Here is a 15,517-nt window from a genome sequence, read left to right as displayed (position 1 = left end):
GCCAGCATTCGGCCGGTCAGCCGATATTGCCCACTCAATGCATCAGGAAGCGGCGCCAAGGCACTGGAGAAAATGGAAAAATGGTGCCCCCGGCAGGATTCGAACCCGCGACCCCCTGATTACAAATCAGGTGCTCTACCAACTGAGCTACAAGGGCAGCGCGGATGGCGATAGCATATTCATCGTTTCTGTAAAGCAAAAACCGTTTGAAACGGTCGCCGCACCGCTGTGCGGCGCCCCGAAGCGGCCGGCAGGCGATCAGCTTCCGGGCTGTTTCGCCAGATGCTGGCGCACGGCGTAGAGCGCGATCGCGGTGGCGTTGGAGACGTTGAGCGACTTGATCGCGCCGGGCATGTCGAGCCGCGCGAGCACATCCACGGTCTCCCGCGTCTTCTGGCGCAGGCCCTTGCCCTCGGCGCCGAGCACGAGGGCGATTCGCCGGCCCGAAAGCCCGTCCTCGATCGCCACTGGCCCCTCCGAATCAAGCCCGACCGTCACGAAGCCTTGCGCCTTGATCTCTTCGAGCGCGGCGGCGAGATTGCGCACCTCGATATGGTCGATCAGTTCGAGCGCGCCGGAGGCGGCCTTGGCGAGCACGCCCGATTCCTGCGGGCTGTGGCGCTGGGTGGTCACCAGCGCGCCCGCGCCGAAGGCCACCGCCGACCGCATGATCGCACCGGCATTGTGCGGATCGGTCACCTGGTCGAGCACCACCACGAGCACGGCATCGCCCAGATCGTTGAGCGCGCGCGGCCTGAGCGGGGCGGCTTCGACCAGCACGCCCTGGTGCACGGCGTCGTCGCCGAGCAGCCGGTCGATCTCCTGCGGCGTCACCAGTTCGAGCGGGAAGGGCAGATGGGCATCCTCGGCAATCTCGAGCCGCATCAGCGCATTGCGCGTGGCCTTCATCGACAGAATCCGCCGGGCGGGATTGTCGAGTGCGGCGCGCACGGTGTGCAGCCCGTAGAGATAGACGGTCTCGGGCGGCGTGCGGTCGGCATAAAGCGCGCCCTTGCGCGCCGGCAGGTCGCGCTTGGAACGCGGCTGCGCGGGCGGCAGGCCCTCGCGTTCGCGCTTGGCGTCGCGGTGGGCGCGGCGCAGCTTGGCGTAATGGGTATCACGGCTGGAGCCGGGTGCGCCGGCGTCGTCATCTTTGCTCATGGCGCGCTTATACGCCGATTGCGGCGACACGCAACTCGGGGCGCGCGCGCCGAGGGCCGGCAGTGGCGCGGAGAGCCCGCGTGCTGGCGGGCAAGGGAGCCAGCGCGCGCGGCCCGGTTCAGCCGCGGCATGCGCCCCGCGACGGTCTGTGCGTATGCCTGACCGAGATGCTGTTGTTTTTGTGATGAAGCTTGTTGACAGGCGCCGCGCGCGCCGTCATAACCCCGACCGCGGAACGAGGTGTGCCACCGCACGCCTCACCCGCGAAGCCCGAATGATCGGGTTATCCATCTTGGATGCATGACCCTGGCGGCTGGACCGGAGGGATGCCCGAGTGGTTAAAGGGGACGGACTGTAAATCCGTTGGCTTCGCCTACGTTGGTTCAAATCCAACTCCCTCCACCACCGCCGGCGGGTCGTGAATGCGGGTATAGCTCAATGGTAGAGCAGCAGCCTTCCAAGCTGAATACGCGGGTTCGATTCCCGCTACCCGCTCCAGTGATTTCGAAACTTCTGCCTCCCACCGCTTCATTTGCGTTTCCGTGAGCCCTTCGCGGAGACTGCCTGCATGCGCGCCGGCGGCTGGCTGCGCTCCTTGCCGGCTTGGCCGCAAAGCCGCAGCCCGGGCCGCGCCTGCTTGTGGGATCTTGCCGATCGCGACAGGATAGGCGGTCGAAGCCGGAAGCCGGCCGACCCAGGAGGGCGCGTTACAGGACCATGAAGAACCATCAGTTCGAAGCCTTTTACCAGGTGATGCTCACCGGCAGCATGACCGAGGCCGCCCGCAAGATCGGCCGGACGCAGCCGGCGGTCAGCACCACCATCAAGACGCTCGAAGCGCATCTGGGCTTTGCCCTGTTCGACCGCACCGCCTCGGGGCTCAAGCCGCGGGTGGAGGCGCAGGTGATGTTCGAACGGCTGCGCCCGGTGATGGAGCAGTTGCACGACATCGAGCGCAACATGATCCAGCTGGCGCCGAATTTCATGCCGCGCATGTCGATCATCGCCGCCAACAATGTGGCGACGCATCTGGTGCCCTCGCGCATCGCGCCGCTGGCGACCGGCGGCCAGGCGGTGCGGATCATGGACGGCTCCTCCTCGCGGATCCTGTCGGCAATGGAAGCGCAGCAATATGACGTGGCCATAACCGACGAGGGGCTCGGCACCATTCCGCCGGACTCGCCGCTCTACGAATCGGAGCGCTTCGAAGTGCCGATGTTCGCCGTCTTCCCGAAGGGGCTGATCGAGGTGGCACCGGGCGCCAGCGTCGGGCCGGACGAGTTGCGCGGGCAGCGGATCTGCTCGCTCTACTACGAGCATGGAACGGGCCGGCGGCTGAGCGATCTGTTCGGTCGCCCGCAGCTCGAATTCCAGAATTTCTATGCCATGGCCTGCTACGCCATCCATTCGGGCAGTGTGGCGCTGGTCGACTATATCACCTGCACCACGGTTGCGGCGCTGAATGCCGGAAACCTGCAGGCGGACTGGCGGCGGCTGGCAGGGCCGCAGATGTCGGTCTACCACCTGCTCAGGCCACGCTACCGGCCGCGGTCTGCGCTGATCGACCGCTGTCATGCGATCCTGCGCGAGGCCATGCGGGAGCACGCCAAGGCATAAACCGCGCTTATGCCGGCATTAAGATTTCCAGTTTGCATTTATGCAGCCCGGCCTCAATGGTTGCCGTCACAGGCTTGCGAACCGCACAGCCCGCCCAGCAACCAAAAAGGGGACACTGCAATGAAACATTTTTCCGCCGTTGCGGCCGTCGTGGCCGCGCTCACCATGGCGACCTCGGTCACGGCGCAGGACACGACCTTCTTCCGCATCGGCACCGGCGGCGCGGGAGGCACCTATTTCCCGATCGGCGCGCTGATCGCCAACGCCATCTCGAGCCCGCCCGGCTCGCGCCCCTGCGAGGAAGGCGGAAGCTGCGGCGTGCCCGGGCTCGTCGCCATCGCCCAGTCGACCAACGCATCGGTGCACAACAATTCGGCCGTGCAGAACGGCGGACTGGAAGCCGGCCTGACCGGCTCGTCGACGCTCTACGAGCAGTATAACGGGCTGGGTGATTTCGAGGGGCAGGCGGCAAAGGATCTGCGGGTCGTGGCCAATCTGTTTCCCGAGGAAGCGCAGATCGCGCTGCCGGTGAACTCCGAGATCGATGACATCACGGACCTCAAGGGCAAGCGTGTGAGCATCGGCGAGGCCGGTTCGGGCCTGCAGGTCTCGGCCTTGCAGATCCTCGGCGAGTTCGGCATCACCCGCGACGACTTCACCCCGGTGGAGCTGAACAATGCCCAGGCAGCGGAACGGCTGGCCGACGGCCAGATCGACGCCTATTTCGCCCTGGCCGGTGCGCCCGCCGCCGCGATCGTGCAGCTCGCCTCGACATCGGGCATGAAGCTGCTCAACTTCTCCGACGACGAGCTGGCGCGGATCGAAAAGGCCTTCCCGTACTACGCCCGGACCACGATCCCGGCAAACACCTACCAGGGTCAGGACACGCCGGTCGAGACCTTCGGCGTCAGCACGATCCTGGCGGTCAATGCCAATGCGTCGGAGGAGCTGATCTACAACGTCACCAAGGCGCTGTGGAACGAAAACTCCCGCAAGCTGTTCGACGCCGGCCACCCGAAGGCCGCCACCATGCGGCTCGAAACCGCCCTGAACGGGGTCGAGAACCTCGGCGTGCCGCTGCATCCGGGCGCAAGGCGCGCCTATGACGAACTGCTCGCCAAGTAACCGTCGCGCCTGATCGCCCCCAAGCCCACGCCTGCGCACCGCCGCAAGGCGCGGGCCCACGCCCTCCCTTGTCCGATTGGCCGACATCATGGAAACCGAAGACTTCGCAGAAATCCGGCGTCCTGCGCCGCGCATCCGCAAGGTTCTGTGGGCGCTGGCCCTGCTCTTTGCCGCCTATCATGTGGCAACCGCAGGCTTCGGCGTTCCCGTCCAGCGGCTCCACATCGCCCTGCACCTGTCGGGGATCGCCATCTTCGCCTTTGCCTATTACCCGCTCGTCCGCCCCGCGCGGCCGGGGGCGGGGCCGAGCAGGATCCCGGTCTTCGACGTGATCCTGATGCTGCTCGCAATTGCCTCGCTGCTCTATCTTCCGCTTTTCTGGCGGGGAGGCAGCATCGGCTTCGGCAGCTTCTCCTTCCCGGTGGCGCCGCAGACCCTGCGGCAGGGCAATCCGAACGCCCTCGACTTGTTCTTCGGCACCGTGCTGATCGCCATCACCATCGAAATGTCGCGCCGCGCGCTCGGCTGGGCCTTGCCGATCATCTCCTTCGTCGCGATCGGATATGCGCTGTTCGGCCCCAGCATTCCCGTCGACATTCTCAAGCATCCGGGCGTCGACTGGCGCCAGTTCGTCAACAACATCTATTTCCCGTCCGAAGGCATATTCGGGCTGCCGGTCTGGGTGGTCTCGACCATCGTCATCCAGTTCGTGATCTTCGGCGTGATCGCCCAGCGCACCGGTCTCGGGGACTTCTTCATCGATACCGCCCAGGCGCTCGCGGGCCGGCAGATCGGCGGACCGGCCAAGGTGAGCGTGATTTCGTCCGCGCTGTTCGGGTCGATCTCGGGCTCGGCGATCGCCAACACCGTCTCGACCGGCTCGCTCACCATCCCCAACATGAAGCGTCTCGGATATCCGGGCATCTTCGCCGCGGCCGTCGAGGCGGCCGCGAGCGCCGGTGGGCAGATCACGCCGCCGCTGATGGGGGCTGCCGCCTTCATCATGGCCGAGTTTCTGGAAGTACGACGATCGTGGTCGCGGCGATCGTCCCCGCGCTCATGCATTATACCGGCGTCTATGCGCAGGTGCATTTCACCGCGCTGCGCCTCGGGCTTGCGCCCGACACCACGAGCCGGCTGTCCGACGTCTTCGGCGTGTGGCGGCGGGGCTGGCGCCATGTCTTTCCGCTGGCCGCGCTGCTGATCATCCTGTTCTCCGGCTACACGCCCTACATGTCCGCCTTTGTCGGCATCTGCGTCGCCGCGTTGTTCGGCTTCACCTCCTGGCGCAGGCCCGTGACGCTCCTCCTCAACGCGGGCTTCATCGCCTTCGTCGTCTCGAAGGGGCTCGACGGCTCGTTCAGCCTGCCGCTGGCGCTTTTCCTGGTCGCAGCCGCCATCGTCGCCGCGTGGCGCAACGACGAGCCGCAATCCCTGGGGCAACTGGCGGACGCGCTGGCGCTCGGTGCGAAATATTCGGTCGTGGTCGGCGTCGCCGCCGCGGTCGTGGGCATCACCGTCGGCGTCATCAACACCACCGGCGTCGGCTTCCGGGTCGGCTTCATGGTCACCACAGGGGCCGCGCAGATGGCGGAATCGCTGCATGCGGTGCTGCCGATCGCCATTGCCGACATGCAGCTGTTCCTGTCGCTGGTGCTGATCGCGATCTGCTGCATCCTGATGGGCGCGGGCTTGCCGACGACGGCGCTCTACATCCTGCTTGCCACCGTGGCGCAGCCGACGCTGTCGCAGCTCGGCGTCCCGCCGATCGCCTCGCACATGTTCGTCTTCTATTACGGCATCATCGCGGAACTCACCCCGCCGGTCTGCACCACCGCCTTCGCCGCGGCCGCGATCGCCCAGTCGCCGCCGTTCCGCACCGGCATCGAGGCGTTCAAGCTCGGCATCGGCAAGATCGTGGTGCCGATGGTGTTCTGCTACGCGCCCTCGCTCTTGCTGGTCACCGACGGCTTCACTTGGCGCAGCCTGGTTCAGGACGGCGGCACCTGCGCGCTTGGCGTGATCGTCATGTCGGCGGCCCTGTCTCGCTACCTGTTCGTCGAGTTGCGCTGGTGGCAGTCGCTTCCGGTCTTCCTGGCGGGCCTGCTGCTGACCGTTCCGGGCAATGCCTCCGATATCGCCGGCCTCGTGCTGATCCTGCCGATGGGCGGTTATCTCCTGATCCAGAAAAACAGAAGGAATGCGTCGACATGCGTGTCGTGAACATGAAAATCTACCGCATCACCCGGGGCGAGTTGCACCCGGTGCTGGTCGAGCTCGTCACCGACGAGGGCATCACCGGATGGGGCGAGGCCGCCGTCGCCTATGGCATCGGCGCCCAGGCGGTCGCCGGCATGCTCGCCGATCTCTCCCCCAAGGTGATCGGCGCCGACCCGTCCTTTCCGCGCAATGTCTATCACGAGGTCTACGACCACTCGTTCTGGACCAAGGGCGGCGGCGCGATCGTCTTCGCCGCGCTCAGCGCCATCGACCAGGCGCTCTGGGACATCAAGGCAAAGTCGCTGGGCGTGCCGGTGTGGGAGCTGTTCGGCGGCAATTTCCATGACAGCATTCCGGTCTATGCCAATGGCTGGAACTACCGCCACGACGACGTGCTCGAATGGGCGCGTGCTGCCGAGCGTCCCCTGAAAGAGGGGTACACGATGCTCAAGACCTATCCGCTTGCGGTGCGCCAGCCGAACGGAACCCTGCGGCACGTCACCCGCCGCGCGCTGTCGCCGGAAGCCTTCGACGTCGCGGTCAGGCGCATGCGCACCTTGAAGGAGGTCGTGGGCGACCAGGCGGAAATCCTCGTCGACCTGAGCGGCGGGCTCAACAACGACCAGCTGATCCGGTTCATGGCCGTTTGCGAGGAGACGGGCGTGTCCTGGGTGGAAGAACCGCTCGACCCGTTCAATCTCGGCGGACTGCGCGAACTGCGCGGGCGCTGGAACATTCCGATCGCGGCCGGCGAGCGCATCTATACCCGCAACGGCTTCAAGAACCTGCTCGAGACCGGCGGTGTCGACATCGTCATGCCGGATGTCGGCAATTGCGGCGGCATCTTCGAACTGGTGCAGATCGCGGCCATGGCGGAGGCGCACAATGCGCGCGTCTCCCCGCACAATTGCGCCTCGTCGCTGTGCACGGCGGTGTCGATGCAGGCCTGGATGGCGACGGCGAGCCCGATGCCGCTCGAGACCTATCCCTACTTTCCCGAAGCAAACAACTACGTGCAGGTGCTCAAGAACCCGCCCGAAAGCCGGATCAGCAACGGCAAGCTGGAAGTTCCCCGCGAGCCGGGCCTGGGTGTCGAGATCGACAGGGAACGGCTCACACCGTTCCTCGCCCACGATCTCGCCGCCTGAGGCGCGGACGACCAGACATCGCGCTCAGGCGAGGCTGCGCACGGCACGGACGGGGAGGGGATTCCCGTCCGTGTCTTTGTTCTATCCGGCGTTCAAATCCTGCATCAGGGCGTTGAACAGGTTGAGTTCGCGCAGGATCACGGTCGATTTTCCGGCGCCGGTCTTGACCACTTCCTGGCACATCAGGCCGCCCAGGTCGCGCATCCGGTCTTCGCGGCTCGCGCCGGGATTGAGCGCGTCGTAGCGGCCTGCGAGATCCCGGACTTCGTCGGGGCTGACGGTGGCATGCGTGGCGAGTTCGGCGAGCCGTGCGCGCAGCGCCGCATCCGCCTTGCCCGCTTCCACATTCGGGCAATAGGCGGCCTTGAGGGCCGCGGGATCGGAGTCCGTCACCCGGCGCAGCGCGTGCACCAGATCGGGGCCGGCGGTCGCGGGCGCGTCATTGCCCCAGGACGAGCGCACATAATTGGCCAGCCGGGCGATGTCGGTGTCCGACAGGGGACGGAAGCTCGGCATCACGCCATAAGTGCCTTCGGGGCCGATGCCTTCGAGCAGCACGGAAATGACGTTGTGCGGCTTGTCGGCCAGCACCGCGCCGGCGCCGACCAGCGAGGCGGCAATCCCCGGGGTGCCGCGCCCGTCGGCGCCGTGGCAGGCCTGGCATTTCGACTGATAGAGCTCTGCGGTGCCGGCGCCGATCTCCGCCTCCGCCACGGCCGGCGCGGGGGATTGCTCGGGCCGTGCCGGCTGATCCTTGAGATAGGTGGCGATCGCGTGCAGATCCGCGTCGCTCATCTGCTTGAGTTCCTTGGCGACATCGCGCATCGAGCCGACCATCGCATGATTGCCGCCGTCGGTGCCGTCGAGCCGTGCCTTGAGCGTGTCCACGTCCCAGTCGGCGATCACCGAGCCGGGCCGGTTGGAAATGTCGGGCGCATACCATTCCTCGATGCGGGCGCCCTCGAATTCATGATCCTTGAGCGGTCCGCCGAGTGCGTCGCGCGGCGTGTGGCAGGCGCCGCAATGGCCGAGCGCATGGGTCAGATAGGCCCCCCGGTTCCACTCCTCGCTCTTGGCGGGGTCGGGCTCGAACCGGCCGGGCTCGAAATAGAGCGTCTGCCACAGATAGAGCGAGGCGCGGATGTCGAAGGGGAAAGGCAGGCGGTTGACCTCGACCTTGTTGGTCACCGGGGTGAGCGATTTGACATAGGACCAGAGCCCATCGATGTCCGCATCGGTCATCCCGGTGTAGTGCGTGTAGGGCATCGCCGGATAGAGCGGCATCCCGTCCTTGCCGCGGCCCTGGCGCAGGGCGGCTTCGAAATCGTCGCGGGTCCAGCCGCCGATTCCGGTTTCCGGGTCCGGGGTGATGTTGGGGGCGGCGAGCTTGCCGAACGGGGTCGAGAGCACCGTGCCGCCGGCATAGGGCTTGCCGCCCGGCGCGGTGTGGCAGGCGGCACAGCCGGCGGCGATCGAGAGATAGCGGCCGTCCTCCGAAACGCCGGATGCGGCCGGATCGCCCCCGGTTGCCGCTGGCGCAGGGGCGGTGAGGCCGAGGACGAGCACGCAGAGGCTCGCCGCCGCTGAAATCAGGCTTCGGGGGGGCAAATTGGTCATGGCTGTCTCCGGAAACGCGGGCATGATCGGGCCCGGCGCGCACGCGGCCCGCCTGCAAGGAACGCGGCAGCCGGTATTTGGTTCCGCGCTTTGTGCAAGGGATCGATTCTGGCGTCGCGGACCCGGGTCCGCCACGGCCCGGCCGGCCGTTCCCCGCCCGGGCACCGCGAGATTTGTGCTTGCGAAAGCCGATCCAAAGCCTTATGTCGCGGTAACTCATCGCGGGAGCCGGCGTCTAGATGTCCGGTTCCACAGTCTGCCAACAGGATTACAGGATTAAGGACGATGGCAAAGGGTAAGTTCGAGCGCACTAAGCCGCATGTGAACATCGGCACGATCGGTCACGTTGACCACGGCAAGACGTCGCTGACGGCAGCGATCACGAAGTTCTACGGTGAATTCAAGGCCTACGACCAGATCGACGCAGCGCCGGAAGAGAAGGCCCGCGGCATCACCATTTCGACGGCGCATGTCGAATACGAAACCGAAAAGCGCCACTACGCCCACGTCGACTGCCCCGGCCACGCCGACTATGTGAAGAACATGATCACGGGTGCCGCGCAGATGGACGGCGCGATCCTGGTGGTTTCGGCCGCTGACGGCCCGATGCCGCAGACCCGCGAGCACATCCTGCTCGCCCGTCAGGTCGGCGTTCCGTCGCTGGTGGTGTTCCTCAACAAGGTCGACCAGGTCGACGACGAGGAGCTGCTCGAGCTCGTCGAGATGGAAGTGCGCGAACTGCTGTCGTCCTACGACTTCCCGGGCGACGACATTCCGATCATCAAGGGCTCGGCCCTGGTCGCGCTCAACGATGGCGACAAGGCCCAGGGCGAAGACGCGATCCGCGCGCTGATGGCTGCCGTCGACGAATACATCCCGACGCCCGAGCGTCCGATCGACCAGCCGTTCCTGATGCCGATCGAAGACGTGTTCTCGATCTCGGGCCGCGGCACGGTTGTGACCGGTCGCGTCGAGCGCGGCGTGGTCAAGGTCGGTGAGGAAATCGAGATCGTCGGTATCCGCGCCACCCAGAAGACGGTGTGCACGGGCGTTGAAATGTTCCGCAAGCTGCTCGACCAGGGCCAGGCCGGCGACAACATCGGCGCACTGCTGCGCGGCATCGGCCGCGAGGACGTGGAGCGCGGCCAGATCCTGTGCAAGCCGGGTTCGGTCAAGCCGCACACCAAGTTCACGGCAGAAGCCTACATCCTGACCAAGGAAGAGGGTGGCCGTCACACGCCGTTCTTCACCAACTACCGTCCGCAGTTCTACTTCCGCACGACCGACGTGACGGGCGTGGTGACGCTGCCGGAAGGCACGGAAATGGTGATGCCGGGCGACAACATCTCGGCTGAAGTTCAGCTGATCGTGCCGATCGCGATGGAAGAGAAGCTGCGCTTCGCCATCCGCGAAGGCGGCCGCACCGTCGGCGCCGGCATCGTCGCCTCGATCATCGAGTAATCGATTTTCGCGTCGGCGATGGTGCAAGCCCGCCGACGGCACTCAAGAGATTGGAAAACGCGCCGAGAGGCGCGTTTTCTGTTTGCGGCGCCGGCATCGTCGCCTTGATCATCGAGTAATCGATGATCGTATCGGCGAGGACGCAAAGCGGCCGACCGCACCGAAGGGATTGCACAACGCGCCGCAAGGCGCGTTTTTCGCGCCCGGCTGCGGGGCGCGGGAGCCTGCCCAAGGAACCGCCGTGCCCGGTCTTCGGGCGGCCCCGCATGCCGGGCCGTGGAACGATAGCCGGCGCAACTTCGTTGCAGTCTCGACACGGTGCGGAGCCAGCCTGGTCGCATCCTCCGGGAGGATCGGCTAGGCGGCGAGGGGAGCCCCTCGGGAGATCAGCCCGCCCGGACCAGGTCATCGACAGCAAAGAGAACCATCTGATGAAGCGACCCTTTCTCGACTCCGGCTTGCGCCACCCGATCGTCCTGCCCGACGGCACGCCCCATGAGGGGACCGTGCATCTCAACCAGGTGATCGACCACCCGAACATCACCATCGGCGCCTTCAGCTATTACTCGGGCGATCACACGCCCGCAGACTATGCTTCGGAGATTGCACCCTATCTCTATCCCGGCGCGCCCGAGCAGTTGCGGATCGGCCGCTTTTGCCAGATCGCGGCCGGGTGCCGCTTCATCACCGCCTCGGCCAACCATGCCATGAGCGGCTTTTCCACATTCCCCTTCGCGGTGTTCAAACAGGAACTGATCGGCGCCTATGCCAAGGAGATCGGCGGCCAGCGCGATACCGTGATCGGCAACGATGTCTGGCTCGGTTTCGAATCGGTGGTGATGCCGGGTGTCAGCATCGGCAATGGCGTGATCGTCGCGTCGCGCGCCGTGGTCACGCGCGACGTCCCCGATTACGCCGTGGTGGCCGGCAATCCCGCCCGCGTCGTGCGCAGGCGATTCGATCCCGACACCATCCGGCGGCTCTTGGCGGTTGCCTGGTGGGATTGGCCGGTCGAGCGGATCGAGCGCAATGTCGAAGCGATCACCGGTGCCGATATCGATGCGCTTGAGCGTGCGGCCTGACGCCGCACCGGGGCGTGACAGCGCACCGCGATTCCGCAAGATGGCAGGCACGCGGGGAGGCGCTTCAGGCCCCGGCCGATGGCGGGTCCGGGCGGTTGGAAACCGGCTTGGGACGGGTCTGTCGCCGTCCTGCAGGCCGACGGTTTCGGGGTCACACACAAAAAATGCCGCGGGTATCGCTTTTGCCGTCACTTCTTTGTTGCAATGCCCCCGCTTTTGACGCTATCAGGACCGCCACCAGCCTAGGGGTATAGCTCAGTTGGTAGAGCGACGGTCTCCAAAACCGTAGGTCGCAGGTTCGAGTCCTGCTGCCCCTGCCAGCCGGCCAAGGTGCCGGATTCGGCGCGGCCCCGACTGGTGCGGAACGGCCTGCCGGTAGCAAGCTTCGGGCCACATCCGCTGCAGATGGATAAAAAAGCCTGCTCCCTCTTGTGATTTCGGGAATCGGGCTTTATGTAGTCGATAACAGACACGCGGTGTGTGGGGCTGGGAGACCGGCTTTACGCGCCGTATAAGCGTGGACAAAAAATGGCATCAAGAACAAATCCGTTTACGTTCCTCCAGCAGGTCCGGACCGAAACCGCGAAAGTGAAGTGGCCGTCGCGCCGCGAGACCTCGATCTCGACGATCATGGTGCTCGTGATGGTGATTCTGGCCTCCATTTTCTTCTTTGCGGCCGACCAGGCGCTGGGCTGGGCGATCTCGCTCATCCTGAATGTCGGCGCATGAGGCGGAGGGTAACATGACTGCACGCTGGTACATCGTTCACGCCTATTCGAATTTCGAAAAGAAGGTTGCCGACTCGATCGAGGAGCAGGCCCGCCAGAAGGGGCTGAGCCATCTGTTCGAGAAGATCCTGGTGCCGACCGAGAAGGTCGTCGAGGTGCGTCGCGGCCGCAAGGTCGACGCCGAGCGCAAGTTCTTTCCGGGCTATGTGATGGTGCGCGCCGATCTGACCGACGAGGCGTTCCACCTGATCAAGAACACGCCGAAGGTCACGGGCTTCCTGGGCAGCGATTCCAAGCCGGTTCCGATTCCGGATTCCGAAGCCGAGCGCATCCTCACGCAGGTGCAGGAGGGCGTCGAGCGCCCGAAGCCCTCGATCGCCTTCGAGATCGGCGAGCAGGTGCGGGTCTCCGACGGTCCGTTCGCCTCGTTCAACGGCACCGTTCAGGAAGTCGACGAAGAGCGCTCGCGCCTCAAGGTCGAAGTGTCCATCTTCGGTCGGGCCACCCCGGTCGAACTCGAATACGGTCAGGTCGAGAAGGTCTGACAGGATTTGTGCCCGGCCCGCGCTTTCGTCACGAAGGCGCGGGCGGGCATTTGCGTTGCCGGCCCGGCCGGCAGCGAACGCGCGTGGAAGGTGGGCAGGCTGAAGCCGGTCTGCGAGCCGCACCACGCAACCGCAGCCGCCGGCAGGTCCGGCACAGGATGGCGCTCCGGCGCTGTCGCAAACAAAAGGCAGAGAGAAAATGGCTAAGAAAGTTGCAGGCCAGCTCAAGCTGCAGGTTCCGGCAGGTTCGGCGACCCCGTCGCCCCCGATCGGTCCGGCTCTTGGTCAGCGCGGCATCAACATCATGGAATTCTGCAAGGCGTTCAATGCCGCCACGCAGGACATGGAAAAGGGCATGCCGATTCCGGTCGTCATCACCTACTACCAGGACAAGTCCTTCACCTTCGCGCGCAAGCAGCCGCCGGTGAGCTACTTCCTCAAGAAGGAAGCCAAGCTCAAGTCCGGCTCCAAGGCGCCCGGCAAGGAACTCGCCGGCTCCGTGACCAAGGATCAGGTGCGGGCGATCGCCGAGGCCAAGATGAAGGACCTCAACGCAGCCGACATCGAAGGCGCGATGGCCATGGTCGAGGGCTCCGCCCGCTCCATGGGCCTGGAAGTGAAGGGCTAAGACCATGGCAAAGATTGCAAAGCGCATGCAGAAGGTCAACGAAGGCGTTGACCGCAACAAGCTCTACCCGCTCGACGAAGCCGTGTCCCTGATCAAGGATCGCGCCATCGCCAAGTTCGACGAGACCATCGAAGTGTCGATGAATCTCGGCGTCGATCCGCGCCATGCCGACCAGATGGTCCGTGGCGTCGTCAACCTGCCGAATGGCACCGGCCGTACCGTGCGCGTCGGCGTCTTCGCCCGCGGCGACAAGGCCGAAGAGGCCCGTGCGGCCGGCGCGGACGTGGTCGGTGCGGAAGACCTGGTCGAAATAGTCCAGGGCGGCACCATCGAGTTCGACCGTTGCATCGCGACGCCGGACATGATGCCGCTGGTCGGCCGTCTCGGCAAGGTGCTCGGCCCGCGCGGCATGATGCCGAACCCGAAGGTCGGCACCGTGACCGCCGACGTGGCCGGCGCCGTCAAGGCCTCGAAGGGCGGAGCCGTCGAGTTCCGCGTCGAAAAGGCCGGCATCGTCCATGCCGGGATCGGCAAGGCCTCGTTCGGCGCCGAGCAGATCCAGGAGAACATCCGCGCTTTCGCCGATGCGGTCATCAAGGCCAAGCCGTCGGGCGCCAAGGGCAACTATGTCAAGCGCGTGGCGATTTCCTCGACCATGGGCCCGGGCGTCAAGATCGACCCGTCGTCGATCACCGTCGCCTGATACAGAAGTTTAGAAAACCGGGGCAATGTCCCGGTTTTCATCAGTTTCCGGCCTTTGGGCCGGAAAGGTCCGGGACCTTCGGGTTCCGGTCTCCCTGTCCGAGACTGCAGGTGGTTGTCCCCTCGGGGATGGCCTTAATCGCAAGGCCTGCATGAGACGGGTAAGTTCCGTTTTCGGGGTGAATGCCCCAGCGGTTCGAACCTAGCTTGCCTTGTGCCGCTACCGTGTTTCGGTTCCGGCGTAAGGGGACAGGATCCTCAAGCGTCGCTTGCGGATTCGCGAGAATCCCTGGCGGCAAAGGCAAACCCGGCAGGTGGTGCATGCATCACTTGCCAACTGGAGAAACGCAGTGGATAGAGCGGAAAAACGCGAATTCGTCGCGGAACTGAACGGTGTTTTCACCAACGCCGGTTCGGTTGTCGTGGCCCACTACGCCGGTCTGACGGTTGCGCAGATGAACGACCTTCGGTCGCGCATGCGCACAGCCGGCGGCACCGTCAAGGTCGCGAAGAACCGCCTTGCCAAGATCGCTCTTCAGGGCACGGAGTCCGAGGGGGTCGCCGACCTCTTCACCGGTCAGACGCTCATCGCATATTGCGAGGATCCGGTGACCGCTCCGAAGATCGCCGTCGAGTTCACCAAGGTCAGCGACAAGCTGGTCATCCTTGGTGGCGCGATGGGGGCGACCATTCTCGACGCCGAAGGGATCAAGGCTCTCGCCACGATGCCGTCGCTCGACGAGATGCGCGCAAAGCTGGTCGGTCTTATTCAGACCCCGGCGACACGCATCGCCCAGATCGTCAACGCACCCGCGGGTGCGGTGGCGCGCGTCATTGGCGCCTACGCCCGGAAGGACGAAGCCGCATAAGGCGGAACTTCGCTGTAACTAGATCAAAACCGGTTCGAACCGAATACAAGGAAGTATGAAAATGGCTGATCTCGCCAAAATCGTGGAAGACCTTTCCAACCTGACCGTCCTGGAAGCTGCTGAGCTTTCGAAGATGCTCGAAGAAAAGTGGGGCGTCTCCGCCGCTGCTCCGGTGGCTGTTGCTGCCGCTGGCGGCGCTGCTGCTCCGGCTGAAGCTGCCGAAGAAAAGACAGAATTTGATGTGATCCTGGCCGATGTCGGCGCCAACAAGATCAACGTCATCAAGGAAGTCCGCGGCATCACCGGCCTCGGCCTCAAGGAAGCCAAGGATCTGGTGGAAGCCGCTCCGAAGGCCGTCAAGGAAGCCGTGTCGAAGGGCGAAGCCGACGACATCAAGAAGAAGCTTGAAGAGGCCGGCGCAAAGGTCGAAATCAAGTAATTCGCCATACAGCGTCCGGGGAAGGTCATCCTTCCCCGGACGTGCCCGTCGATCGACCGATTACCCAAAAGCCGGCAAAACGGCTTTTGGGTAATGGGTTCTTCAAAAGGATGGTTTCTCATCAGACCGCAAGGCACTCCGGCCGCGCCGTCCTGGTAGACGAGACGAGATTGAA

General features: G+C 65.0%; 13 protein-coding genes, 4 tRNA genes and 1 pseudogene. 15 read left to right on the top strand and 3 right to left on the bottom strand.

Annotated features, from left to right (window positions below; translation table 11 throughout):
* Positions 1-81: 81 nt before the first annotated feature.
* Positions 82-157 (bottom strand) — tRNA-Thr (locus tag AWJ14_RS15995).
* Between the two features lie 101 nt (positions 158-258).
* A complete protein-coding gene (locus AWJ14_RS15990; RefSeq protein WP_066181322.1) occupies positions 259-1,161 on the bottom strand; it encodes a TrmH family RNA methyltransferase in 903 nt (300 codons plus the stop codon).
* A gap of 320 nt (positions 1,162-1,481) precedes the next feature.
* Between AWJ14_RS15990 and AWJ14_RS15985 the strand changes: the two genes are divergently transcribed.
* The 6 genes and pseudogenes from AWJ14_RS15985 (at position 1,482) to AWJ14_RS15960 (ending at position 7,271) form a co-directional block, all read left to right on the top strand.
* A tRNA-Tyr gene (locus AWJ14_RS15985) sits at positions 1,482-1,566 on the top strand.
* Between the two features lie 19 nt (positions 1,567-1,585).
* A tRNA-Gly gene (locus AWJ14_RS15980) sits at positions 1,586-1,659 on the top strand.
* Positions 1,660-1,878: 219 nt separating this feature from the next.
* On the top strand, positions 1,879-2,778 hold the full coding sequence (locus tag AWJ14_RS15975) for a LysR family transcriptional regulator (protein ID WP_066181320.1): 900 nt from the start codon (positions 1,879-1,881) through the stop codon (positions 2,776-2,778).
* A gap of 120 nt (positions 2,779-2,898) precedes the next feature.
* Entirely contained in the window at positions 2,899-3,903 is a 1,005-nt protein-coding gene (locus AWJ14_RS15970) for a TAXI family TRAP transporter solute-binding subunit (protein WP_066181318.1), read from the top strand.
* Between the two features lie 88 nt (positions 3,904-3,991).
* Positions 3,992-6,126: pseudogene (locus tag AWJ14_RS22250) on the top strand (TRAP transporter permease).
* Complete coding sequence (locus AWJ14_RS15960; RefSeq protein WP_066181315.1) at positions 6,114-7,271, top strand: mandelate racemase/muconate lactonizing enzyme family protein; 1,158 nt, start codon at positions 6,114-6,116, stop codon at positions 7,269-7,271. The pseudogene AWJ14_RS22250 and the gene AWJ14_RS15960 overlap by 13 nt, the downstream one beginning before the upstream one ends.
* 81 nt (positions 7,272-7,352) lie before the next feature.
* Here AWJ14_RS15960 and AWJ14_RS15955 read toward each other — a convergent pair whose 3' ends face one another.
* On the bottom strand, positions 7,353-8,888 hold the full coding sequence (locus tag AWJ14_RS15955) for a cytochrome c (RefSeq protein ID WP_066181312.1): 1,536 nt from the start codon (positions 8,886-8,888) through the stop codon (positions 7,353-7,355).
* Positions 8,889-9,173: 285 nt separating this feature from the next.
* Here AWJ14_RS15955 and tuf point away from each other — a divergent pair, with 285 nt between their 5' ends.
* The 9 genes from tuf (at position 9,174) to rplL (ending at position 15,342) form a co-directional block, all read left to right on the top strand.
* A complete protein-coding gene (tuf, locus tag AWJ14_RS15950; protein ID WP_066181278.1) occupies positions 9,174-10,349 on the top strand; it encodes an elongation factor Tu in 1,176 nt (391 codons plus the stop codon).
* A gap of 431 nt (positions 10,350-10,780) precedes the next feature.
* Positions 10,781-11,431 carry a CatB-related O-acetyltransferase gene (locus tag AWJ14_RS15945; protein ID WP_083220306.1) on the top strand — a complete coding sequence of 217 codons (651 nt, stop codon included), beginning with the start codon at positions 10,781-10,783 and terminating at the stop codon, positions 11,429-11,431.
* Between the two features lie 244 nt (positions 11,432-11,675).
* Positions 11,676-11,751, top strand: a tRNA-Trp gene (locus AWJ14_RS15940).
* Positions 11,752-11,959: 208 nt separating this feature from the next.
* Entirely contained in the window at positions 11,960-12,160 is a 201-nt protein-coding gene (gene secE, locus AWJ14_RS15935; RefSeq protein ID WP_066181309.1) for a preprotein translocase subunit SecE, read from the top strand.
* Positions 12,161-12,173: 13 nt separating this feature from the next.
* Positions 12,174-12,704, top strand: coding sequence for a transcription termination/antitermination protein NusG (gene nusG, locus AWJ14_RS15930; RefSeq protein WP_066181306.1), 531 nt, complete (start codon positions 12,174-12,176; stop codon positions 12,702-12,704).
* A gap of 199 nt (positions 12,705-12,903) precedes the next feature.
* Positions 12,904-13,332: a 50S ribosomal protein L11 gene (gene rplK / locus AWJ14_RS15925; RefSeq protein WP_066181304.1), complete on the top strand. Its 429-nt coding sequence runs from the start codon at positions 12,904-12,906 to the stop codon at positions 13,330-13,332.
* Between the two features lie 4 nt (positions 13,333-13,336).
* The gene (rplA, locus tag AWJ14_RS15920; protein ID WP_066181301.1) at positions 13,337-14,035 is read left to right on the top strand and encodes a 50S ribosomal protein L1; all 699 of its coding nucleotides are present in this window, start codon (positions 13,337-13,339) and stop codon (positions 14,033-14,035) included.
* Between the two features lie 349 nt (positions 14,036-14,384).
* The gene (rplJ, locus tag AWJ14_RS15915) at positions 14,385-14,903 is read left to right on the top strand and encodes a 50S ribosomal protein L10 (protein ID WP_066181298.1); all 519 of its coding nucleotides are present in this window, start codon (positions 14,385-14,387) and stop codon (positions 14,901-14,903) included.
* Between the two features lie 61 nt (positions 14,904-14,964).
* Positions 14,965-15,342 (top strand): 50S ribosomal protein L7/L12, encoded by a 378-nt coding sequence (rplL, locus tag AWJ14_RS15910; protein WP_066181295.1) that lies wholly within the window; start codon positions 14,965-14,967, stop codon positions 15,340-15,342.
* Positions 15,343-15,517: the final 175 nt, after the last annotated feature.

The organism is Parahoeflea olei (genome assembly GCF_001703635.1).
GTDB lineage: Bacteria > Pseudomonadota > Alphaproteobacteria > Rhizobiales > Rhizobiaceae > Hoeflea > Hoeflea olei.
The sequence above is the reverse complement of the archived record's forward strand: the minus strand, read 5'-3'. Positions and strand labels throughout refer to the sequence as shown.